Consider the following 22,144-nt stretch of genomic DNA (forward strand, 5'->3'; position numbering starts at 1 on the left):
TTTTTTACATGACAGATGCAGTTAATAATAAATTATCCAGTACAGTTTCGATCTGTTACGGTTTGTGTATCTGAATTTAAGTGGGAATATTTTGAATCGTTTAAATCTAAATCTGTTGCGTGCACTGGTGGTTATTCTGGAAGAGCGAAATGTCACCCGTGCTTCGGTACGTTTGCATTTAACGCAGTCGGCAATGAGTCGCCAGTTGTCCCAGCTACGAGAGCATTTTAATGACCCTCTTTTAATTCGTGAAGGTAATGATTACTTGCTCAGTGCTAAAGCGAAGACGTTATTGCCGAGAATTCAGACCATTTTATCTGATGTACAGAGTTTGACGGATGATGAGCTGTTTAATCCTGCAGAATGCCGCCGTTGTTTTAGCTTTGCTTGTACGGATCATGTTGCTCAATTTATCTTTCCCGATATTTTAGCGCGTTTGCAGAAAGAGGCACCGGGCATCGATATTCGTTTTGAAATGTGGCGTCCAGAATGGCTTCTTCGTTTGGGTGATCTGCCTTTAGATTTAGCATCGACCACGACGAGTAGTTTGCCAGACAATGTTCATAGTATTCATATTGGCCACGATAGCCCTGTCTGCTTAATGGCTAAGAATCACCCATTAGCTGGGATCGAATTAACTCTGGAGCAGATGCTTGAATACTCTTTTGTGCGTTTAAATAGTGGTGGTGATAAAGATTCGTTCTTTGATAGAACGTTGGAAGAAAAAGGCTTAAATCGACGAGTTCTCTTTGAAGTCCCATTTTTTTCAGCGGCTTTCCAAGTGCTGGCTAGTAATCAGTCGCTCCTGGTTTTACCTCTGCATATCGCTCGAAATGCACAGAAGCACTTTCCGTTAACTTATGCCTCTTTACCTTTGGATCAAGTACCTGAAAATCAGTATCACCTTTGTTGGCATGCGATACATCACCAAGATCCTGCTCATCGCTGGTTGCGCCATGCGATCACTGACCTCCTAAAAAGCCAGATGCATCTAGCTAACTAAATTCGATCCAGTATGGGGTGAATGGCTGTAGGTTGAATGAATACTGGTTATGATTTTAGGTCATATCTTGTATTCTGAATTTGCATTTTTTTAATAAGCTAGGCCCCGCTAGAATGCAGCTATCTCTGAATTAGGTAACTGTAATGACTTTGACTATTTGGCTTTCGTTAGTGGTTGTATGTGTTTTAGGTACTATTTCACCTGGGCCCAGCCTTGCGGTTGTATTACGTCAGACGTTAAGCAGTGGTCGTCGTCATGGGATGTTGACGAGCTTGAGCCACTCATTAGGGGTTGCGTTATGGGCGTTCTTAACTCTATGGGGCTTAGGTGTCTTAGTGACAAAGCACCCAGTGTTATATGACCTAATTACTTATGCCGGTGCGGCTTATTTAGCGTGGCTAGGTTTTAAAGCGTTGCGTTCAAAGGGCAGTGGTCAATTTGAACAAGAAAACGCTCAAAGCAGTTATTTTGCGGCGCTTGTCGATGGCGCGATGATATCGCTTTTAAATCCTAAATTAGCGATTTTCTTTATCGCGCTTTTCTCTCAGTTTATCTCAGCAGAGCAGTTGATAAGCGATAAAATGATTATGGTAACAACAGTCACTCTGATTGATTTAGTCTGGTTTATGAGCGTCGCAGTAGTACTGTCACAACCTAGAGTGATTAAGACGTTACGCGAAAAATCTAAAGCAATGGATAAAATTAGTGGCGTGGTTATGATCGGCTTAGCACTACGGGTTATCGCGTAACAGGGAAAAGGTAACGCAGAGAATAGGCAAAAGAGGTAAAGGCAAGAAAAGATAGATTAAACAGGAGCAATGTGACCCCTGTTTAATGAGGGCTAGGGGGGCGTTACTTGTCTCCCCAGATTTTTTGGGCGGCCTGTGCTGCACGTAATTTATCCTTTTTACTCATGCGCTTACCTTTGACCGGGGCTTGGCCTTTCTTTTCGCGTACTTCTAAAGGCACGATTGTGTCGCGTTCGAACCCTTCAATCTGCTCACGGGCTATGTTCTGTTTTATGCGCTTTTCGATCACCTTAAAGTGGTTATCGTTTTCGTGGTCGATAAATGAAAGCGCTAAACCTACTTCGCCTGCACGGCCTGTTCTTCCTATACGGTGAACGTAATCGGAAGGTGAACGGGGAAGATCATAGTTAAGTACGCAAGGAAGGTTAGGGATATCAATACCACGCGCAGCTAGATCAGTAGCCACCAAGATTTTACAGCGGCCAGCTTTAAAATCAGCGAGTGCGCCACTTCGCTCTGATTGGGTTAGATCGCCATGCAGCGCTTGTGCATTAATATCAGCCCGCGACAATTTTAAAATAACGTTATTCGCCGTACGTTTACTAGCAACAAAGATTAATACTTGAGGCCATTGCTCTGTTTTGATCAGATGTTTTAGCAGCATGGTACGGTTGTTACGATCCACTTCGATGGCCCGTTGTTCTAACTGTTCTGGGATAGTGGCTTCCTGCTTGATCACTATCTCAACCGGATTATCCAGAATATCTTGAGTCAGGGAGCGTACGCTTTGTGGAAACGTTGCAGAGAACAAGAGGTTTTGACGCCGCTCGGGCAGTTCATCAAGAATATCATCCAGTTCATCAGCAAAGCCTAGATCTAACATACGATCCGCTTCGTCCAAAACTAAAGTGTGGACGGCGCGAAGGTCGATGGCATTTCGTTTAAACAGGTCAATCAAACGGCCAGGTGTGGCCACTACAATATCGCAACCACTGCGCATCGCTTGCATCTGTGTATTGATCGATACACCACCATAAACCGCGAGGGATTTTAGCTTTCTGGGAAAGTATTTAGCGTATTGTTGAACTGCTTCTTCTACCTGAACCGCTAACTCACGTGTAGGGACCAATACCAATACATTGGCGTGATTGCTACGAGGCGCTAGGCCTACTTTCATCTTCTCTAAAATAGGCAGCACAAAACCTGCAGTTTTACCTGAACCTGTTTCTGCCGCCGCCAGAAGATCATTGCCTTCTAGTACAGCGGGAATTGCTTTTAACTGGATAGGTGTAGCTTGTTCATAACCTAAGTCGTTAACAGCTTGGAGTAAGAAATCAGAAAGGCCAAGAGAGGTAAAAGACATAAAACAAAAGGTGCTCAGTGGTGAGATAAGATTAAGCGTAATTCTACCAGAAGTCGGAGGATTTATCGGCCTGTTCTTTAAGAGAGAGTTAGAAATTCACTAACTACAAAAAGCTGGTAATAGGTCTTTTTGCAATTTAGTTGTATTAGGCGGTGCGGATTGTATATAAAGATCACCAATACTTACTTAACTTCTCTACGGATAGTTAGCATGAAATGGATTATTTCAACGTTGTTTTTAACATTATCGATGAGTGTTCAAGCGTCTTGCGTTATTTTGCTCCACGGCTTAGCTCGCTCTGATTATTCAATGGAGAAACTTGGGGATGAACTGTCTCAAGCGGGTTTTTCCATCGTTAATCAAAGTTATCCCTCTAGGGAGTACCCGATTGAACGTTTAGCTGAGTTAGCGATCGTACCCGCACTTAAAAAATGCTCAATAGGTCAACCCGTTAATTTCGTGACTCACTCTTTAGGTGGGATCTTAGTTCGTCAGTACTTGAGTCAACATTCGATTGAGAATTTGAATCGAGTTGTGATGTTAGGGCCTCCAAATAAAGGCAGTGAGGTCGTGGATAAGCTGGGCGCTGTACCCGGATTCCACTTTATTAATGGCGATGCAGGCATGCAACTGGGAACCAGTGAAGTGAGTGTTCCTAATGAGCTGGGAGAGGCTCATTTTGATGTGGGGATTATTGCTGGGACTCGGAGTATTAATTGGATTCTCTCGTTTCTTATTCCTGATACAGATGACGGTAAAGTGTCGATTGAAAATACTAAGTTGGTAGGTATGAATGATCATATAGAGATGCCTGTAACTCATCCTTTTATGATGAGGAATGATCAGGTTATAGCGCAAGTCGTTCACTATTTAAAGCGTGGTGAATTTGAACGTCACTAGCTTTTTGATGTTTATTTGATCAAAGCGGGTCTGTTTTGGTCGGTTATCTACAACTAAACCATAAATAAATGAGTACATAATACAATGATGTCAGGCCTTTCAAAGCCCATAAACGCTGAATATAGCCGGCGCATCAATCGAGCTATGCAATATATAGTTGATCATTTGGATAACCCTCCTAGTTTGGATGATGTTGCTCGGTTTAGTTATTTCTCTCCCTTTCATTTTCATCGGATTTTTCACGCCATAGTTGGGGAAACTGTAAATGACTTTATGATGCGTAAGCGAATGGAGCTTGCTGTGTGTAGGTTGCTAAGTCAGCGTGAAAAGAGCATCACTGAAGTTGCAAATATAGGTGGTTTTTCATCCAGCGCTAATTTTTCTAAAGCATTTAAACTCTATTTTGGTATTACCCCTAGTCAGTTGCGATCACCCTCGTCATCTAAAAGCAGCAAGATTGGAAAACTTTATAGCAAGTATGGAAAAGCCTTTAATCCTCAGGATTTGTATTCTCAATTTGTCACTAACGAGCAGATATTCGATAGCGAGAAATTAGAGGAACTTTTGATGAATGTACGGATTGAAAAACTAGAGGCTAAATCTATTGCACTGTTAACTGCGCCGAATGGTTATGAACTTGAGGGCATATTTAGTACCTGGGATAAACTTATTGCTTGGGGGCAATCTATTGGAATCGAGGAGAGTGAGCAAGAGTGGTTTGCTATTTGTCACGATAACCCTATGGTTACGCCTACGGAGCAATGCCGATACGATGCAGCCATTATGGTCGATGAGGCAATGAAAGTGGCAGCTCCTTATACAAAGCAGGTAATCCCAGAAGGTCAGTATGCCGTCGCTTATTACAAAGGTGATGGAGATAAAGTGAGTAATTTCTATATGGAACTGTACTCTGCATGGCTACCGACAAGTGGCTTTGAACCTGATGATTATCCACCTATAGCGCACTATTTAAATGATGTAAGGGCGGATGGTCATGTTGAGATGGAGTTGAATATTAAACTCAAAGCGCTATAGCTTGATTAGAATAAGCTGAGCAGGGCACCCAAGCGGATGCCTTGTTCATATAATCCGCTTATAGATTACAGATTAAGTTCAGCCCAAATAGGCGCGTGATCAGAAGGCTTTTCCATCCCTCTGATTTCGTAATCGACACCTGCATCTTGGCATTTCTCTAATAGCGGCTTAGTTAGCAAAATACCATCAATGCGTAGTCCGCGTTTCGGGTCGTCTGCAAAACCTTTTGAGCGGTAATCAAACCAGCTGAAGACGCGATCTTCATCAGGGTTAAGGTGACGGAAACAATCAGTTACACCCCATCCCGTTAGTTTTGCATACCATTCACGCTCTTCCGGTTGGAAGCTAGCTTTACCGGTTTTTAACCAACGCTTACGGTTAGGTTCGCCAATACCAATATCTTTGTCTTCTGGAGAGATATTTAGGTCGCCCATAATGACAAGATTTTGCTCCGCTGAGCAGTGCTCTTCTAAATGACTTTGTAAGTCAGCATAGAACTTACGCTTCGCAGGAAACTTGACTTCATGGTCAACACTTTCTCCTTGTGGAAAGTAACCATTCATAACACGAACAGTATTGCCCTGATCAGTTTCATAATCCCCCATGATCATGCGCTTTTGCGCATCTTCGTCATCGGTGAGGTATCCCTTTTGTATATTGCTTAGGGGCTTCTTAGATACGAGGCATACACCGTAGTGACCTTTTTGGCCATGAATCTCTACGTGATAACCCATGGCTTCTACATCAGCAATGGGGAATGCTTCGTCATGGACTTTGGTTTCCTGTAAACCAATCACATCAGGTTGGTATTTATCGATAACCGCTTGTAGTTGATGAAGGCGAGAGCGGAGTCCATTAACGTTGAAGCATATAAGTTTCATGTGACCGGTGTCCTGATCAGAAAATAAAACAGGATTTTAGTGAACAAATAGGATTAAGGATACTCATATTGAATTAGTTATTTCTATTAAGGCGTTTAACTTTCTTTATTGGCCTCCATATAAATGCTTAAGTAAAGTAAGCGAAACACAATTTTGCACAATGAAAAGGAGCCAGCTGTGGCGGAATATGATTTTGATCTATTTGTAATTGGTGCCGGTTCAGGCGGTGTACGTGCAGCACGAATGGCAGCAGGTATGGGTGTAAAAGTAGCTATCGCGGAAGATCGTCATTTAGGTGGTACTTGTGTCAATGTGGGTTGTGTGCCCAAAAAGCTGTTTGTTTATGCTTCCCAGTATGCAGAAGGTTTTGCTGAAGCGGCGGGTTTTGGTTTAACTAATTCAGGTGTTGATTTTGATTGGCCAACTCTCCGCGATAATAAAACTCGTGAGATAGAGCGGCTTAATGGTATTTATCAAAACATGCTGGTTAATTCAGGGTGTGAATTGATTAATGGTCGTGCAGTGCTGGTTGATGATCATACCGTAGCAGTGGGTGATACACAGTACACAGCAGAGAGAATTCTAGTGGCTGTAGGCGGCTGGCCCAATGTGCCGGAAATTCCTGGTAGCGAATATATTATTAGCTCAAATGAGGTTTTCTATTTAGAAGAGTTCCCTAAACGCGCACTTGTGGTTGGCGGCGGTTATATAGCGGTTGAGTTTGCGGGCATTTTTGCTGGTTTAGGTACTGAAACGAAACTGGCTTATCGTGGAGATATGTTCTTACGCGGTTTTGATAATGAGATCCGTGAATTTACAGCAACCGAAGTGGCTAAGAAGGGCGTTGATCTTCTTTTCAATAATAATGTTGAATCTATTGAGAAGCAGGGTGATGGTTCATTCATCGCGACAATGACGGATGGTTCTTCTATAGAAACTGATCTTATTATGTATGCAACGGGTCGAAATCCTAAAGTTGCGAATCTAGGTTTAGAAGAGGTCGGTATTAAACAAGGCAAAAATGGCGCGATCATTGTGAATGATCAGTTCCAAACTAATGTGCCTTCGGTGTATGCGGTCGGTGATGTGATCGATCGTGTTCAATTAACACCTGTGGCCCTTGCTGAAGGCATGGCGTTAGTACATAACCTTTATGCAGGAGCGAATCAAAAGGTTGATTATGATCTGATTCCGACCGCTGTTTTTTGCCAGCCAAACATCGGTACAGTAGGCCTAAGTGAGGAACAAGCCCGTGAACAGTACGCTAATGTCGAGGTGTATAAATCCAGCTTTAGAGCGATGAAGCATACTTTAAGTGGCAGTGAAGAGCGCACGTTTATGAAGATGCTGGTGGATGCGGATTCTCGTAAAGTGATCGGTGTGCATATGGTTGGACCTGATGCTGGCGAAATTATCCAAGGTATAGGGATTGCGCTTAAAGCGGGTGCGACGAAAGAGGTGTTCGATGCAACGATTGGTATTCATCCAACGGCGGCGGAAGAGTTTGTAACTATGCGTGAGCCTGCTTCAAGTTAAATGTTTAGATAGATCATTTCTTTGTCTTCGCTCTGATCAGCAAGAGTTGATCATGAGCGAAGCTTCCTCCCGCCTTATCCGTTCCCTGTGGTAATGCTCTGCATTTATCATTTTATAAGTTTGTGCCTGCGAACCTCCGTTTTTATGCGCTTTTTCACATTTAGCACCTGGCGCCTTTTTAATACCTTTCTTATTTATTTTTAACACTTTTTATGACTTGGGTTCGGATGAACTATATTTATTTATATTTCTAGCTTTTAGACTAGCGCCTCAAAAAAAGCGTTTGATTTGGCTGTTATAGGTACAGGTAAATATGCGGGACATTTTAAAACTTTTAAGCTGTATGCTGTTTTCATTCTCTGTTGCAGCAATGGAACCTATTACACCACTTGAAGCCGTTCAAGACCTTTCTCTTGATAAGGTACGCTTAGGACAGAAGTTATTTAGTGATGAGCGACTATCTCGCGATAATTCAGTTAGTTGCTTAAGCTGTCATGATCTGTCGATAAACGGTGCAGATGAAAAGTCACTTTCACTCGGAATTAATGGAAAAAAGGCAGTTATTAAAACGCCGACGGTTTACAACACTACCTATAATTTTGCCCAGTTTTGGGACGGGCGTAGCCGGACGCTTGAAAACCAAGTATCGGGACCGATTCATAACCCTCTTGAGATGGGCTCTCATTGGGGAGAGGTTATTCGTAAACTGCAAAATGATGCGGCGATAGTCCGTAGTTTTAATACGTTGTATGACGATGGCCTCACAGCATCAAATATAGCTGATGCAATTGCAACATTTGAGCGCTCTCTAGTGACAGTAGATTCTGATTTTGATCGCTGGTTAAAAGGTGAAGAGAATGTACTGTCAGAGGAGGCAAAGCAGGGTTATGCCTTATTTAAGAGCTATGGCTGTATTAGCTGTCATCAGGGAAGAAATGTCGGCGGTAATATGTATGCGCATATGGGGACGTTTGGGAACTATTTTTCGGATAGAAAACTGCCTATAACCAAGGCGGATTACGGTCGATTTAATGTTACTGGTATTGAGGAAGATAAATATCTCTTTAAAGTGCCTAGCCTAAGGTTGGTGTCATTACAGAAATATTTTTTTCATGATGCCAGTGAAAGCAATCTTGAGTCTGCAGTTAAAATTATGGCGTATTACCAACTCGGTAGGGACGTGAATGATACTGATGCAAAACTTATTGCGAAATTTCTTCAAAGTTTAGTGGGTAGGCATACACTTTTGGAGCAGAGATGAAAAACAAGGTCTCACACTCTACCGCCTTACAAGCTTACTTACTCATCGCCCTTATCGCGTTAGTGTTTTTCTTCTTGAAGGTGACTGGGTTTAATTCGGATGAACATTCTCAACGAGTGAATATACTGTTGTTAGCTGAGCGGGTGGATGCTGAATTAGATCAGGTTGCGTTGCAGATTCTGACGACCACCCTAAATCAGTATGACACCCTTTTGGGCTTGTACGACAAACATGAAAATCTTACTCGTTTATTAGCCTCTGATACGGGTGGTGTTTTTTATGGAACAAGTGAAAATATTACCGAAACTTCTGTGGCATTGTCTCATTTACTGCAAGCTAAGTTAGGCTTAATTGAGCGGCTTAAAACACAGTCAGCCATTGTGAGAAATGGTTTGTTTTATCTTCCAAAGCTTAGTGCCGAGCTTAGTAATCACCGATTTACTGGTGTTGTTCATCCAAATACGTATGTTACACAGCTAATGGCCTACAGCTATTTTGGCAGTGAATCCAGTAAAAGTAGTTTGTTAGATCAAATGGAGGTGTTAGAGCGTTGGGTTAAATTATATCCACATGATAAAGCGCTGAGTCATTTTCATACTCACTTAACGAAAGCGCTTTCTGGGCTTAATAAGTTGGCTAAAATTCGACAGCAATATCTGACGATTGGTAGTAAGCAGCGACTTGAAGATCTTCGTTTGAACTATCTGCAACATCATCAAAAAAAGGTAGAAGAAACACAATCGTTAAGCGTCAAATTATTAGTGTTGTGTGTATTTTTAATTGTATTTGTCATCTTTATATTACGTCGTTTAGACAGTGCCAGAATAGCTACGGAAGAGGCGAGTAATTTACTGCATGATGCCGTGGAGAAGTTATCAGAAGGTTTTGCGCTTTATTCATCGGATGGAGCCTTGCGCTTTACTAATAGCTGCTGGCTTGAACAGCACGGGATTAGTGATCTGAATGATTTTCCTAAAACCCTGAGGGAGTTTAATGAGAAGAAAAATATGTTCATTTCTGAGGAAAGTGAGCTTCAGGATGAGAGCACCGGGCAGTCATATACACTGCAGAAAACAACAGACGGACGTTGGTTACAGGCTAGAGATACGTTAACTAGCGATGGCGGACTTGTTTGTCTACGTGTGGATATGAGCGACTATAAGGCTGCTGAACATCAGTTAAGAAAGTTAAGTAGTGCGGTAGAATAGAGTCCCTCCTCAATTATTATTACCGATATTAATGGCGCGATAGAGTATGTGAATCCTAAGTTTGAAGAGGTGTCAGGCTATGAGCTGGCAGATATATTAGGAGAGAACCCTAACTTCCTAAAATCGGGTTATACCTCTTCAAATGAATATGATGCGCTTTGGTCAGATCTGCTCTCAGGTAAGAGCTGGAAAGGGGTTTTTAATAATCGCCGAAAAGATGGCAGTGAATATTGGGAGTCTGCTTCTATCTCTCCAATTCGAGATGAATTAGGTGAAATTACAAACTTGATAGCGATTAAAGAAGATATTACGCAGCAAAAAAAAGACAATGATAACCTTAAAATGGCTGCAGCCGTTTTTGATGCAACTCAAGAAGGCATAATGACGACGGATGCTCGGTTACGTATAACGGCGGTTAACCCTGCGTTTACTGAAATCACTGGGTATACAGAAAATGAGGTTCTGGGGAATTCGCCAGCCATTATTAGCTCTGGTAAGCATGATGCAGATTTTTATAAAAATATGTGGACAGTGCTGCTTCGTGATGGTCGCTGGTCAGCGGAGGTATGGAATAAAAGGAAGGACGGTTCTTTATATCCGCAATCCTTATCTGTGACAGTGGTTTCCGATGACCGGGGAGAGGTCTCTCAATACATAGCTATCCTATCTGATATATCCGAGCGTAAAGCTCAAGAGGAAAAGATTCATTATCAAGCATATCATGATGGATTAACGGGCCTTCCAAACCGCTCTTTATTAATGGATAGGATTGAGCATGATCTAGAATTAGCGAAACGAACTGCTCATGTGAGTAGTTTATTGTTTGTTGATTTGGATCGTTTTAAGCGTGTAAACGATACCATGGGTCATGATGTGGGTGATCGGCTATTAGAGGAAGTGGCTGAGCGTTTAAAAAGCATTGTGCGTGCAAGTGACACTATCTCCCGTTTTGGTGGGGATGAATTTGTTGTTTATTTGGCGGATATCTCAGGTCCTGAAGATGCTGTTCTTGTTGCTGAAAAAATTGTTGAGTCATTATCGAATCCATTTGATTTGAACGGTTTTGAAGTTTTCGCTGGAGCGAGTGTCGGTATAGCATTGGCGCCAAACGATGCAGATAGGCCTGATGAGCTCCTCCGTTTAGCTGATTTAGCGATGTATAAAGCGAAGGAATCTGGACGTAATCAGTATCACTTCTTTGCTTTAAAAATGCAGGATAAGGTCAACCGAAAATTAGCGTTAGAAAATTTAATGCGTAAGGCGTTAGATAACAATGAGTTTGAAGTTTTCTACCAGCCTATTATTGATAGTGTGAGTAAAGAAATTTTTGGCTTTGAAGCTTTAGCTCGATGGAAACAACCGGATGAAGGGATGATCCCTCCTTCTGAATTTATCCCTGTGGCCGAGGAAAGTGGGCTCATTGCCCCAATAGGTGAATGGGTATTGGAGCAAGCTTGTCATGATATTAGCGTGTTGGATTCAGGGCACGGAAATGGAAAATTACACTTGTCGGTTAATGTCTCAAGCAGACAGTACCCCTTAGGGTTTAATGCGGCCAGCTTGAATAATATTCTAGTCAAAACTGGTTTCTCTGGTCATTTACTTTCGCTGGAGTTAACGGAGAGCATTTTATTAGAAGATGATCCAGATTTATTACAGTGGCTAAGTGATTTTAAAGAGTTGGGTGTTAATTTATCAATCGATGACTTTGGTACAGGCTATTCCTCTTTAAGCTACCTGAAGCGCTTTCCTATTAATGTCTTGAAGATTGATCAAGCCTTTATCGCAGATCTAAATAAAGAGGATGATTCTGCATCCCTAGTGAAGGCAATTATAGCCATGGCTAGAAGTCTAAATATGAATGTGATTGCAGAGGGTGTTGAGTTGCAATACCAAGTGGAGTTGATAGAGCATCTAACTTGTCATTATATGCAAGGCTATTATTTCGCTAAGCCAATGTCCATTGCTGAACTGACTGAATGGATTGCTAATTACAAGCTGATGCTTTCTAAAAAAGACCTATAGCGGCGGCACTATAGCGGCACTACAGCGGCACTACAGCAGATTGCTGATAATGCCTAATATGCTAAAAACGATGACCAATACCAAGATTGGTATTTTAAAGTATCTCATAACAAAGAAACCACAGATGACAACTGCCATATCAATGGCTGAACCTACAGCACTAATAAATACAGGTTGGTAGAGCGCTGAGAGTAACAAGCCTACGACTGAAGCATTTATCCCCCAAATAGCTCCCGCGACTTTAGGTTGCGTCGTTAGTCTTTCCCATGAACCGTGAATGCTGAGTATAAGCAGAAAACCAGGTAAAAATATTGTTAAGGTCGCTGCTAATGCGCCGAGAAAACTGTTTTCAGGCATTAGGTCAGCACCTAAAAATGTGGCTAAGGTAAACATCGGCCCAGGAATGGCTTGTGCGGCCGCATAGCCCAATAGGAAACGTTCGTTATCTATTGATTCGGCTAAGGTTTGTTGTAATAGAGGGAGTACTACATGCCCGCCACCAAACACTAAACTACCCGCATGATAAAAAGAGGAAATAAGCTCAATCCAGTCTGAGGCTAAACCAAGTACAGGTAGAAGAAAAAAGAGCCCTACAAAAAGAAAGAAAGGAGGTTTCGTAATGTATGGATCTGATGCTTCTGATGTTGATGCAGTTATGGGACTACTCTTTTGTACCGCTCTATATTGCTTAAAAGCACCGTAAGCAGCGGCCATTATTAATACGCAAAGCTGAGTCCATAAGCTTGGAAGTACCAGTAGCGTTGCTGCGGTTAAAACAGCGATTGCCATGGTGGTTGTTTCTTTACAGAAACTACGCATCATATTTAATGTAGCGTCAGCAACAACGATCACGGCGAGAAGCTTTAAACCATGGATAAGGCCGGTTAACCAAGCCTGCTCCTCATTGTAAAGTGTCGTGGTTGCAATAACATAAATAATAAGAAAGGAGGGTAAGGTAAACCCTATGAAAGCCGCAAGTCCGCCTTTAAGGCCTGCTCGTTGCAAACCTAAGGCAAAGCCTACCTGACTAGAACCAGGGCCCGGTAAAAATTGGCTGAGGGCAACTAAGCGGGAGAAGCCGTCTTGGTCTATCCACTTTTTATCTTGGATAAAGGTTTTTTGGAAATAGCCTAAGTGAGCAGCGGGTCCACCAAAACTGGTTAAGCCCAAAAGTAAAAACTGCCAAAATACTTCCCACACTCGACGCATTGTTATCTCACTGATCTCTCTAGGTACTTAACTTAGTGTATTAATCAAAAGCTTTAAAACACATAGTTTAAATTTTTGTAGGGTACGTCAGTTTTATGATGATTTAGTGAAACTTACGTAGTGTTTTCATTCTGAACTGTTTTCAAGCTTATTTTTTGCCTCAATCCATTGTGACATATACTGGGTGCTTTTCATGCTGTGATGATTAAGCATAGCTCCGGTAAAATTTTCTAGTCGGTGAGAGGGTAGGTCTTGTTTCAGTTGAATGATGTGTTGAATAAGGCGTGGGCCCGTTTTATTGCCATCATAATGGTTGTTCAGAATCTCACTAGAAAAGCGCTGTTTACGATCCCATAGATACTTATCAGTATAGTGATCTACGGTGGCTTGAATAAATGAACTGTTATCTTTCGCTATTTCTCCTGGCCAATGTTCATCTGCAGTCATACCCTCAGCACCAATCTCTGTAGTGATTGAAGGGGTGCGACAAACCATTGCATCTAATAATTTACCCTTAATACCTGCACCAAAACGTAAGGGGGCCAAACAGAGTCTTGCGTTGCTAATGACATCGTAAGCGTTGTTTGCCCAACCTTTGATATGGAAGCCTGTTTTAGGGTTGTGAAGTGCTGTTGCTTTGGGTGGTGGGTAAGAACCGTAGATGTGAAGTTCCACATCTGGGTACCCCTTATCTTTCAGTTTTTCCTTTATTTCAGGCCAAAGGGTTTGCATTTGCAAGACCGAATCCCAGTTGGGGGCGTGGCGAAAGTTTCCGATCATCATTAGGTTTTTTCGGGAATCGAAATCAGCGAGTTTTGTCGGTAGCTCTTCCAGATCTAGCATAAAAGGCAGGTGATAAATCTGTTGCATAGGCATACTAAATTGATGTTGTAACAGATCTATTTCGTAACTTGAGATAATTAAGGATAGGTCGGAGCGGTAGATAGCAGCAATCTCACGTTTGGCTAGGTCTGAGTATAGATCGCTGAGCTCCATCGGCCGATTTTTTTTAATCGCTTGGTGCCTTGCATTACGCAAGCACTGAAGATCTTCAGTGTCTAATATTCTAAGCGCATTCGGGCAATTCTTTTCAACTCTCCAGCCAAACTGTTCTTCCATCATGAAACGATCAAACATAACGATGTCTGGGTTAAGCTCGCTGATATGACGATCAAAACTGCTGTCGTTTAAGGTAATTGAAAGGCTTTGGATACCCTCCAATTTCAGATCGCTCATGTGATCTGTTTCTTGAGCTGGGCTAGCAAAAGTAACGTCCCAGCTTTGATTTTTAAAAAGGCGCAGAAGAGATAGCATATGGCTCCCTGCCGCTGATGAGTTCGGCTCAGGCCAGACATAACCAATGACAAGCACAGATAGATTGGTCGGTATGTCGATTGGGGATGAGAACGGCATGAGGTTGTACCTATCAGTTAGAGAAGAACAGTGATACGAGATATTCTACCTTGGTAAAAAGAAGAATCTATAAAATGTCATCTTTCATTGTTTTAATAACGAGACTTGCGTCTATAAATGGCAAGCTTGAGATGTTCGCTTCAGCAAAGACTTCTTTACAGAGTGGTTGGCCTTAATAAATAAGTTCTGCACGCTGTTGAATGGAATTAAAAAGATAGAGCTTTTAGATAAAGGCTCAATTATACGAAGGATAGAGTATGACCTTGAAAGATAATTTCGAATTAATGGCTCGCTATAATCAGTGGATGAATGAAAATATTTACGAAGCGGCGAGTGAGCTAGATCAGGCTACACTTAAAGCTGACCAAGGTGCGTTTTTCAAATCTATACTAGGTACGCTTAATCATATTTTGGTGGGAGATATTATATGGCTACAACGGTTAGCTGAGCACCCGTCAAACTTTGTTGCTTTAGATAGGATTAAAACGATTCCTCGTCCTATTTCCTTAGATGTATTGTTATATGAAGATATCGAATTACTCAGAGATGAACGCTACCTAATTGATAAGGCGGTTATTGATCTTTGTGATCAGATCGAAATCTATGATTTAAACCAGCCTCTGTCTTTTACTAATATGAAAGGGAAGCGGTTTGAAAAAAGATTTGGCTATCTATTACAACATTTGTTCAATCATCAAACACATCATCGTGGCCAGGTTTCTACATTGTTAAGTCAAAATGGTGTTGAACTTGCCGTGACAGATCTTTTAGCCATTATTCCTGAAGCTTGAGTAATTTAAGGCAAAGCATGAGATTACATATTACGAACGGCGATTGTGCAGGTGAAATGTTGAAGTCATCTTCCTCTATAGAGGGGGATGTTTTGTGCTGGAGGGATCTACTGCATGATGGGCCTGTGCAGGCGCTGCCTTATCGTGAGTATGTCGCTAAACGAGTGGAGTATTTAAGTACTCTATTACGTGAAGGGGAGTGTTCTGAAGTAATACCAATGCAAAAAATAGAATCTGATTTCATAGAGCGAGATCTAATTTTATCTAGCCTTAGTACTTATAATGAGATTGTTTTATGGTTTGAGCATGATCTTTACGATCAACTGCAGTTGCTTGAGGTCTGTCAGCGTTTAAGTGAAAAGCAGAAGCCCTTACCAGATATATCACTCGTGAGTATCGATTCTCACTCTGAAGTACCGTTCTTTCATGGGTTTGGGAATTTAACAATTCCTATGATGGAGAAACTTTTTCTGCAACGTCAACAACTGAGTCAGGCTCAATTAAAGATCGGCTGTGAACTTTGGGCTTCCTTTGTGGCTGATTCTCCTGAGCAGCTTGCTGCGTTTGCCAGAGATGAAATTGCAGGTTGGCCCTTTATGGCGCAGGCGCTTTCTCGCTTTTTTTCCGAATTCCCTGATGTAAATACAGGGTTAACATTGACCCAGACTTATCTGTTGTTGACGCTTTTGAAAGCGCCGGAAGAATTGCCCGCGCTAGAATACAACTTGAAGCTGGCGGAACAAGCGAATGCTTTACCTGAAGATATCACTGCAGAGCAGCGTTATTATGAAATCTTGATAGGCCCTGCAACCTTTAAGCGTATTTTCAATCATCTCCAGCAGCTTGAAACCGCTCCATTTATGGGAGATCTTTCCGTTCGTTATGAGCTTAACCGCCTTATTAACGCAGCCGTGCCTTATGTGAGTGTAATGCAGATTGATGGCGAGAGTGTTTACTCATTAACTCATGCGGGTGCGGAAGCAATACAGGGGCTAAGGCAGTGGCAACAGGATAACGAAATTGATTATTGGCGCGGTGGGGTGCACTTAACGAATAGTTCTTTATGGATGTGGAGTGAGGAAGAGAAAAAGCTATTGCTTCACAACTGTTGTGTTAGTGAAAGCTAAGTTAATGATCTAACTAAATGCCTGTATTTTTGAAAATAGCTGATATGTTAAATTTCTATATAGTTTCGTCATAAATTTATATTGATGGCTTTAATTAATATTTTGCGTATTTAAAATTAGCTATATGTAACTCTTAAGTCTGTTTAGGCTTATCGCATCTTGTCAGCATGTTCATGCACTATATCGGTATCTAGCTACGAAATAGAGTGGCTTACAGGCGATATAGTTGTGCGGGGCTTATGGCTTAAGGAGCTTATAGCTTAAGAGCCTAATCAGCAGGGTAATATTTTCATATATGCGAAAGAGGAACTTAGGAATAATCACGTACACGCATTGATGATTCTTAGTAGTGTGGGGTGATAAAAATCGGCACATTAAAAGCAATCTATTCTAAATCGCTGTTAATGTGCCAGATGGTGATTAACCGGAGATTTGAATCTGATTACGGCCACTATCTTTGGCTTTGTATAGTGCTTTATCCGTGCGTTCTACAAGTTGCTCTGCCGACTCGTCTGCGGTGAGCTGAGATACTCCAAAGGATGCGGTTATCGAACTGATTATCTCACCGGATTTCTTTTGTTTGATTCGGATAGCTTGGATCTTTTGACGAATCTGTTCAGCAATATTCGCTGCCTCATCTACAGAAGTGGACGGCATCAGCACTGCAAACTCTTCTCCTCCAAATCTAACGGGTAGCATTGGTTCAGGGCATACTTCTTTCAGGAGTTTACCGACATATTGCAGTACTTTATCACCCATAAGATGTCCGTAAGTGTCGTTAAAGCGTTTAAAGTGATCAATGTCGATTAAGATAAAAGAGGAAATAATATCAGGATTGTTTATACCTACAAGCTGAGAAATTTCGGCATCAAATGCTCGCCGATTAAACAGGTTGGTTAATGGATCTACACGGGCATCTTGCTTAGACTTATTTAGCTCTTCTTTCAGGGATTGTATTTCCGCTTGCGCTTCTTGCATGCGGTTTTGAAACTGCCTGGCTGTTTCGCTGATAGATTTTGTATGGGTTGATAGTGCTTGAATAACCGATTCTAGCGGAAGGCTAGGTTCACCATCTTCATTATTGTGAAGGTTATCAAGGCTATCTTCGAGGATCGAATGGTAGTCTTCGGTTTCTACTGCTGTTTTCTCAGCATGTTGGTGCAAATCATTAATTAAGTCGATAAGGCTTGCTTGCACATCATCTGAACTATTAATCTCATCTTTGATCATATGCTCGCGAAAAAGTTGTTCGCTAAGCATTGTCGGGCAGGTGCCGTATGTTGTTAGAGTTTTGTTGAGTTCAACATTAAGTTCCGGCATACGGTCACTGACATAGGTATACCATAACGCATAGTTCAGTGGATTAGGCGAAATGTTGTGCTTAACCATCAGAGGGACAGCCTGACGGAGATATTCAGCAGCTTGGTTATTATCTTCAGCGAACTTCATACTTCCCCTATCGCTTATTTAATTGAACATAAAAAAATAATAAATTCCCCTTAAATAGTAAGGAGAAAATCGCTTATTGATCGGCAATTCATTAACTTTAAAACAAGCGTTTTAATATGGGAACAGTTTACTTAAAATAAATAACCCCTGTTTAGCTGTCAATTAAGAAATGCCGTACATTCTAGTAAGCTATCAAACTTCGATCAGACCATATCTCGTGTGCTTTGTAATCCAATAGCCAGTTATAAAATGCACTCTTAGATAATTCTCAACTACCAACAGTATCGGCAGAGCTGATCATTTCTTCAAGGAAAAATTAAATCTGCAATATTTTTACGCGGTTTAAAAAGGTTCCTGCAAAAGGTTTCAGATGAGATAGAAGGTCATTATGGCATAGCAACTTTATACACTAATCTTATTGCTTGTTTTTCACACAATGAACTTGCATGTTAGAGTTAAGCAAGTGCGATTACTTCTGACGTGAGCAGGGTCGATGTTTTTTTATATAATTAAAAAATGGGTGAGGGCCTAATGCCGCAAATGAATGTTATCCAACTTCGTCATCTGCGAGGTGATTTATTTGGCGGTTTAACTGCGGCGGTTGTTGCTCTTCCTCTTGCGTTAGCTTTTGGAGTGTCTTCAGGTGCTGGGGCTATTGCAGGCATTTATGGGGCTATTTTTGTAGGGTTTTTTGCCGCAATATTTGGTGGTACGTCAACACAAATTTCTGGCCCAACGGGACCTATGACCGTTGTTATGGCAGCCACATTTACCCAATTTAGTGCGATAGACCCTCAGCAAGGCCCCATCTTGGCTTTTACTGTTGTTTTGATGGGCGGTTTTTTTCAAGTTTTGTTTGGTCTGTTTAAACTCGGTCGGTTTATTACACTGATGCCTTTTCCGGTTATATCCGGCTTTATGAGTGGTATCGGTGTGATTATTATCGCGCTCCAGCTTGCACCGCTGCTAGGGCACTCGGCAGAGTCATCAGTACTCGAATCATTGATAGTGCTCCCCGCTAATGTAATGAGCTTTAACAATGGCGCGGTACTTTTGAGTATCATCACGCTGATAATCGTATTTCTTTGCCCTCGTAAGGTGGCAGCGTTTCTCCCACCCCCCTTAATCGCTTTATTACTCGGTACATTGACTTACCTATTATTATTCTCTGAAGGCAGTGTTGATGTTATTGGAGATATACCTTCAGGCTTTCCCTCATTTATATACCCTGATATAGAGATAACCCTGCTTAAAGAGATGATCTTTGCTGCATTGATGTTAGCTGCGCTGGGGTCTATTGATTCGTTGTTAACATCGCTTGTTGCAGACAACATGACGCGAACTCAGCATAACTCAGATAGAGAGCTTGTGGGTCAGGGTATCGGAAACATGGTGGCAGGCGCCTTTGGCGGATTGCCTGGAGCAGGAGCGACGATGCGTACCGTCGTTAATATTCGTGCCGGTGGTAAAACACCTGCATCTGGTGCTCTACATGCGGTAATCCTGTTGCTGATAGTTTTAGGTGCTGGGCCTTTAGCGGAAGATATTCCTCATGCAGTCTTGGCGGGAATCCTCATTAAAGTGGGTATCGATATTATTGATTGGAGCTTTTTAAAGAAAATTCATCGAGCTCCACCGTTTGTCGTTTTCTTAATGTTACTCGTACTGGGTTTAACGGTTTTTGTTGATCTTGTGACAGCTGTTCTAGTGGGGGTATTTATTGCGAATGTCATAACAATTAAACGGCTGTCAGATATTCAAATTGATTCAATTCGAGTGATAGCCGATGAGCCAGATAATCTTGAGCAATTAAATGATCGGGAGAGGTTTATATTATCCTCCGCGGCTGGGCGTATATTGCTTTATCACATCGATGGTCCTCTAAGCTATGCGTCGGCTAAAGGCATGACACAGAAGTTACTGGATAGTCAGCCACATGATGCATTGATGTTTGATATGACGTCGGTGCCACTTGTCGATGTATCAACGGCCATGGCTATAGATACGATGATTGCTGATGCTTTAGAGGCAAATCGTGATGTGTATTTGATTGGTATGAACGATCTTGTGAGAGATGTTTTTGTTAAAATGCAGGTGTTATCTCGCTTGTCAGATCACTATTGTTTTGAGAATCGAGAAGAGGCTCTTGAAGATGCTTACCAACGAATGTCTTTGTCCTGATAAGATGTTTGGTGCTGAAAGGGTTTAAGCCCTAGTCTTAATTGTATGAGTTGTTCATCACTGGCTTTGCCAGTGATTTGTAAGTCTTCTTGCCAGTTTCTTTCTGTAACACTGACTCTGCACTTCATGAGCAGGGTTTCAATGTCTCCGACTATAAAATGAGGGAGATGAAGGTTAAATTCAAATACATCAACCTTCTCGCTTATTGGAAGTGTTTTTAATGCCTCTTGAACGGCTAAGCTGTAAGCCCGTACAAGTCCTCCTGCACCTAGTTTTATACCTCCGAAGTAACGGGTTACAACCACTGTTATTTCGCACAGTTCGCTATGTTTTATGACATTTAGCATTGGCTTACCGGCGGTACCTTTAGGCTCCCCGTCATCATTACTACCCCAGCAATTAAGGTTTTCCCTCGAACCTGCTATTTGGGCCCAGCAGTTATGGTTTGCTTTTATATGTTGTTGTCTAATTTCTTGAAGAAAGTTTTTGGCGCTATCAATATCTGGCGTGTGAGCGATGTGGGTGATGAAGCGACTATGCTTCACTACAACTTCAGATTGATAGAGTGCTTGGGCTGGTATGTATGATGTCATTGCTCAATGCCTACAGCGAAGAAAACCTTACCTAGGGTTCCTTCCGGGATAGCGGTTTTTTCTAGCTCAACTTTAATGTTATGAATTAACACATCAGTTGCTATATCTAAGCGAGAAGTAAAGTTTTTATTAAGTAAAATTTCAATATCAATCTTATCATCTAAGTAGTGAAGGTGGATGCGATAAAGAGATATCTCTCCATTTAAGGAACCTAAATAGTCACGAATTATTGATTCGATGGAGCTGCGCATAGGCTGTAAAGTTTTGTGAGGTGTTATCTCTGTGTCCTCATCATCATAAGTATCGATATGAAAAATGATGTGGGCAATATCGTCATTCTTGAATAGTTTTTGACACGCGGTATCACCGATGAGGTGTCCTTCAGATGCACTGATATAGGGAGACACTTGAATATGCATTTCCAGAATTGTTTTGCTACCTATTGTCCTTGTTTTAAAGTTATGTACGTTTACGATACCTTCTATGGATAGAACCTGTGCTTCATATTGGCGGACTTTTTCTGCAGGTAATGCTGTGCCGACGAGTTCTTGAAAACTGTTCCAACTAAGGTCCCAACCTATTTTGGCGACCATGATGGCAACAAAGATAGCGGCAACAGCATCAAGCCAGTTTAATCCGGACATGGCGCCTGCGATGCCGATAAAAACAATAACGGATGATATAGCGTCTGTTCGACTATGCCATGCATTAGCAATAAGAAGGTCAGAGCTAAGTGCTCGGCCAACTTTAACGGTGTAATGGTATATCCATTCTTTAGCAGCGATGGATACGAGTGCAACGACAAGCGCAGGCCAAGATGGGATAGGGAGCTCTTCATTATTAAGTAGATGGAGCGTACTGTCATAAGCCATAGCACCCGCTACCGCTATGAGTATGCTGCCTAAAATTGCAGTGCCGACAGTTTCGAAGTGCCCATGTCCCCATGGATGATCTTCATCGGGTCCCTTAGCTGAGATCTTTAAAATCCCTAAGACCAGAATATCAGTTAGCAAATCAGAAAGGGAGTGTATTCCATCTGCAATAAGGGCTGACGAGTTAGAAAGGGTCCCAAATGTTATTTTAAGGAACCCTAAAGCTAGATCTAGAAATGCGCCAATAAGGGTGACTTTGTTAGCCGCTTTTATTTGAGTGTGATCACGCTGCATAGGGCACTCGTTCAAGATGCGGAGGAAAAGCTTGCTGATGTAAGTTCTAATAAGACTTAAATTAGCTTAGCGTATTTAAAGGTTTAGCTTCAAGCTATGAGTGAATTTCCATAGTTAAAGGTCTTATTAATCTAAATACTATGCATTATTTTGGTGCTATTTGAACGACCTTCGAATGTGTAATCCTTCGTAGGTTCTTAATAGGCGATTATCTTGTTTGAATTATTACTGTTATACAGCTCGAATAGGGGGCT

General features: G+C 41.8%; 18 protein-coding genes. 11 read left to right on the forward strand and 7 right to left on the reverse strand.

Features of this window, described 5'->3' with window-relative positions; genetic code table 11:
* The first annotated feature begins 91 nt into the window (after positions 1-91).
* Positions 92-1,003, forward strand: coding sequence for a LysR family transcriptional regulator (locus B4K11_RS00970; protein ID WP_292949721.1), 912 nt, complete (start codon positions 92-94; stop codon positions 1,001-1,003).
* Between the two features lie 143 nt (positions 1,004-1,146).
* Entirely contained in the window at positions 1,147-1,752 is a 606-nt protein-coding gene (locus tag B4K11_RS00975) for a LysE family translocator (protein WP_292949722.1), read from the forward strand.
* A 103-nt stretch (positions 1,753-1,855) separates the two neighbouring features.
* Here B4K11_RS00975 and B4K11_RS00980 read toward each other — a convergent pair whose 3' ends face one another.
* The gene (locus B4K11_RS00980; protein ID WP_292949724.1) at positions 1,856-3,115 is read right to left on the reverse strand and encodes a DEAD/DEAH box helicase; all 1,260 of its coding nucleotides are present in this window, start codon (positions 3,113-3,115) and stop codon (positions 1,856-1,858) included.
* A 210-nt stretch (positions 3,116-3,325) separates the two neighbouring features.
* Here B4K11_RS00980 and B4K11_RS00985 point away from each other — a divergent pair, with 210 nt between their 5' ends.
* Both B4K11_RS00985 and B4K11_RS00990 read left to right on the forward strand, forming a co-directional pair.
* Positions 3,326-4,015 (forward strand): esterase/lipase family protein, encoded by a 690-nt coding sequence (locus tag B4K11_RS00985; RefSeq protein ID WP_292949726.1) that lies wholly within the window; start codon positions 3,326-3,328, stop codon positions 4,013-4,015.
* A 144-nt stretch (positions 4,016-4,159) separates the two neighbouring features.
* Positions 4,160-5,050 (forward strand): AraC family transcriptional regulator, encoded by an 891-nt coding sequence (locus B4K11_RS00990; RefSeq protein WP_292949728.1) that lies wholly within the window; start codon positions 4,160-4,162, stop codon positions 5,048-5,050.
* A gap of 65 nt (positions 5,051-5,115) precedes the next feature.
* Here the strand turns inward: B4K11_RS00990 and xthA are convergent, their stop codons facing one another.
* Positions 5,116-5,931, reverse strand: coding sequence for an exodeoxyribonuclease III (gene xthA / locus B4K11_RS00995; protein WP_292949730.1), 816 nt, complete (start codon positions 5,929-5,931; stop codon positions 5,116-5,118).
* Positions 5,932-6,108: 177 nt separating this feature from the next.
* On the opposite strand from xthA, the gene gorA reads away from it, so the two are divergent.
* The 4 genes from gorA to B4K11_RS01015 all read left to right on the forward strand — a co-directional run bounded on the left by gorA (position 6,109) and on the right by B4K11_RS01015 (position 11,961).
* Entirely contained in the window at positions 6,109-7,467 is a 1,359-nt protein-coding gene (gene gorA, locus B4K11_RS01000) for a glutathione-disulfide reductase (protein ID WP_292949732.1), read from the forward strand.
* Positions 7,468-7,780: 313 nt separating this feature from the next.
* Complete coding sequence (locus B4K11_RS01005; RefSeq protein ID WP_292949734.1) at positions 7,781-8,728, forward strand: cytochrome-c peroxidase; 948 nt, start codon at positions 7,781-7,783, stop codon at positions 8,726-8,728.
* Entirely contained in the window at positions 8,725-9,936 is a 1,212-nt protein-coding gene (locus tag B4K11_RS01010) for a DAHL domain-containing protein (RefSeq protein WP_292949736.1), read from the forward strand. Before B4K11_RS01005 ends, B4K11_RS01010 begins: the two co-directional genes overlap by 4 nt.
* A 12-nt stretch (positions 9,937-9,948) precedes the next feature.
* Positions 9,949-11,961, forward strand: coding sequence for a bifunctional diguanylate cyclase/phosphodiesterase (locus B4K11_RS01015; protein WP_292949803.1), 2,013 nt, complete (start codon positions 9,949-9,951; stop codon positions 11,959-11,961).
* 30 nt (positions 11,962-11,991) lie between these two features.
* Here the strand turns inward: B4K11_RS01015 and chrA are convergent, their stop codons facing one another.
* A complete protein-coding gene (gene chrA / locus B4K11_RS01020) occupies positions 11,992-13,161 on the reverse strand; it encodes a chromate efflux transporter (protein WP_414689209.1) in 1,170 nt (389 codons plus the stop codon).
* Positions 13,162-13,296: 135 nt separating this feature from the next.
* Entirely contained in the window at positions 13,297-14,583 is a 1,287-nt protein-coding gene (locus tag B4K11_RS01025) for a glycosyltransferase (RefSeq protein ID WP_292949740.1), read from the reverse strand.
* 257 nt (positions 14,584-14,840) lie between these two features.
* Between B4K11_RS01025 and B4K11_RS01030 the strand changes: the two genes are divergently transcribed.
* Together B4K11_RS01030 and B4K11_RS01035 are read left to right on the forward strand one after the other, a co-directional pair.
* Positions 14,841-15,374, forward strand: coding sequence for a DinB family protein (locus B4K11_RS01030; protein WP_292949742.1), 534 nt, complete (start codon positions 14,841-14,843; stop codon positions 15,372-15,374).
* 17 nt (positions 15,375-15,391) lie between these two features.
* Positions 15,392-16,501, forward strand: a complete 1,110-nt coding sequence (locus B4K11_RS01035; protein ID WP_292949744.1) for a DUF1835 domain-containing protein — start codon at positions 15,392-15,394, stop codon at positions 16,499-16,501.
* A gap of 420 nt (positions 16,502-16,921) precedes the next feature.
* Here B4K11_RS01035 and B4K11_RS01040 read toward each other — a convergent pair whose 3' ends face one another.
* A complete protein-coding gene (locus tag B4K11_RS01040) occupies positions 16,922-17,950 on the reverse strand; it encodes a GGDEF domain-containing protein (protein ID WP_292949746.1) in 1,029 nt (342 codons plus the stop codon).
* 531 nt (positions 17,951-18,481) lie between these two features.
* Here B4K11_RS01040 and B4K11_RS01045 point away from each other — a divergent pair.
* Entirely contained in the window at positions 18,482-20,131 is a 1,650-nt protein-coding gene (locus B4K11_RS01045; RefSeq protein WP_292949748.1) for a SulP family inorganic anion transporter, read from the forward strand.
* On the opposite strand, the gene B4K11_RS01050 is transcribed toward B4K11_RS01045, so the two are convergent.
* Complete coding sequence (locus B4K11_RS01050) at positions 20,107-20,724, reverse strand: YigZ family protein (protein ID WP_292949750.1); 618 nt, start codon at positions 20,722-20,724, stop codon at positions 20,107-20,109. The two genes, B4K11_RS01045 and B4K11_RS01050, sit on opposite strands and share 25 nt — an antisense overlap.
* Positions 20,721-21,890, reverse strand: coding sequence for a cation diffusion facilitator family transporter (locus tag B4K11_RS01055; protein WP_292949752.1), 1,170 nt, complete (start codon positions 21,888-21,890; stop codon positions 20,721-20,723). Before B4K11_RS01055 ends, B4K11_RS01050 begins: the two co-directional genes overlap by 4 nt.
* Positions 21,891-22,144: the final 254 nt, after the last annotated feature.

This window comes from Neptuniibacter sp. UBA6509, from assembly GCA_002435145.1.
Lineage (GTDB): Bacteria > Pseudomonadota > Gammaproteobacteria > Pseudomonadales > Balneatricaceae > Neptuniibacter.

What these genes read in the sequence shown, in the direction of transcription:
- B4K11_RS00975 (WP_292949722.1), top strand. Translation starts at nt 1,147, where the DNA reads ATGACTTTGACTATTTGGCTTTCGTTAGTGGTTGTATGTGTTTTAGGT.
- B4K11_RS00980 (WP_292949724.1), bottom strand. Translation starts at nt 3,115, where the DNA reads ATGTCTTTTACCTCTCTTGGCCTTTCTGATTTCTTACTCCAAGCTGTT.
- B4K11_RS00985 (WP_292949726.1), top strand. Translation starts at nt 3,326, where the DNA reads ATGAAATGGATTATTTCAACGTTGTTTTTAACATTATCGATGAGTGTT.
- B4K11_RS00990 (WP_292949728.1), top strand. Translation starts at nt 4,160, where the DNA reads ATGCAATATATAGTTGATCATTTGGATAACCCTCCTAGTTTGGATGAT.
- xthA (WP_292949730.1), bottom strand. Translation starts at nt 5,931, where the DNA reads ATGAAACTTATATGCTTCAACGTTAATGGACTCCGCTCTCGCCTTCAT.
- B4K11_RS01005 (WP_292949734.1), top strand. Translation starts at nt 7,781, where the DNA reads ATGCGGGACATTTTAAAACTTTTAAGCTGTATGCTGTTTTCATTCTCT.
- B4K11_RS01010 (WP_292949736.1), top strand. Translation starts at nt 8,725, where the DNA reads ATGAAAAACAAGGTCTCACACTCTACCGCCTTACAAGCTTACTTACTC.
- B4K11_RS01025 (WP_292949740.1), bottom strand. Translation starts at nt 14,583, where the DNA reads ATGCCGTTCTCATCCCCAATCGACATACCGACCAATCTATCTGTGCTT.
- B4K11_RS01030 (WP_292949742.1), top strand. Translation starts at nt 14,841, where the DNA reads ATGACCTTGAAAGATAATTTCGAATTAATGGCTCGCTATAATCAGTGG.
- B4K11_RS01035 (WP_292949744.1), top strand. Translation starts at nt 15,392, where the DNA reads ATGAGATTACATATTACGAACGGCGATTGTGCAGGTGAAATGTTGAAG.
- B4K11_RS01040 (WP_292949746.1), bottom strand. Translation starts at nt 17,950, where the DNA reads ATGAAGTTCGCTGAAGATAATAACCAAGCTGCTGAATATCTCCGTCAG.
- B4K11_RS01045 (WP_292949748.1), top strand. Translation starts at nt 18,482, where the DNA reads ATGCCGCAAATGAATGTTATCCAACTTCGTCATCTGCGAGGTGATTTA.
- B4K11_RS01050 (WP_292949750.1), bottom strand. Translation starts at nt 20,724, where the DNA reads ATGACATCATACATACCAGCCCAAGCACTCTATCAATCTGAAGTTGTA.
- B4K11_RS01055 (WP_292949752.1), bottom strand. Translation starts at nt 21,890, where the DNA reads ATGCAGCGTGATCACACTCAAATAAAAGCGGCTAACAAAGTCACCCTT.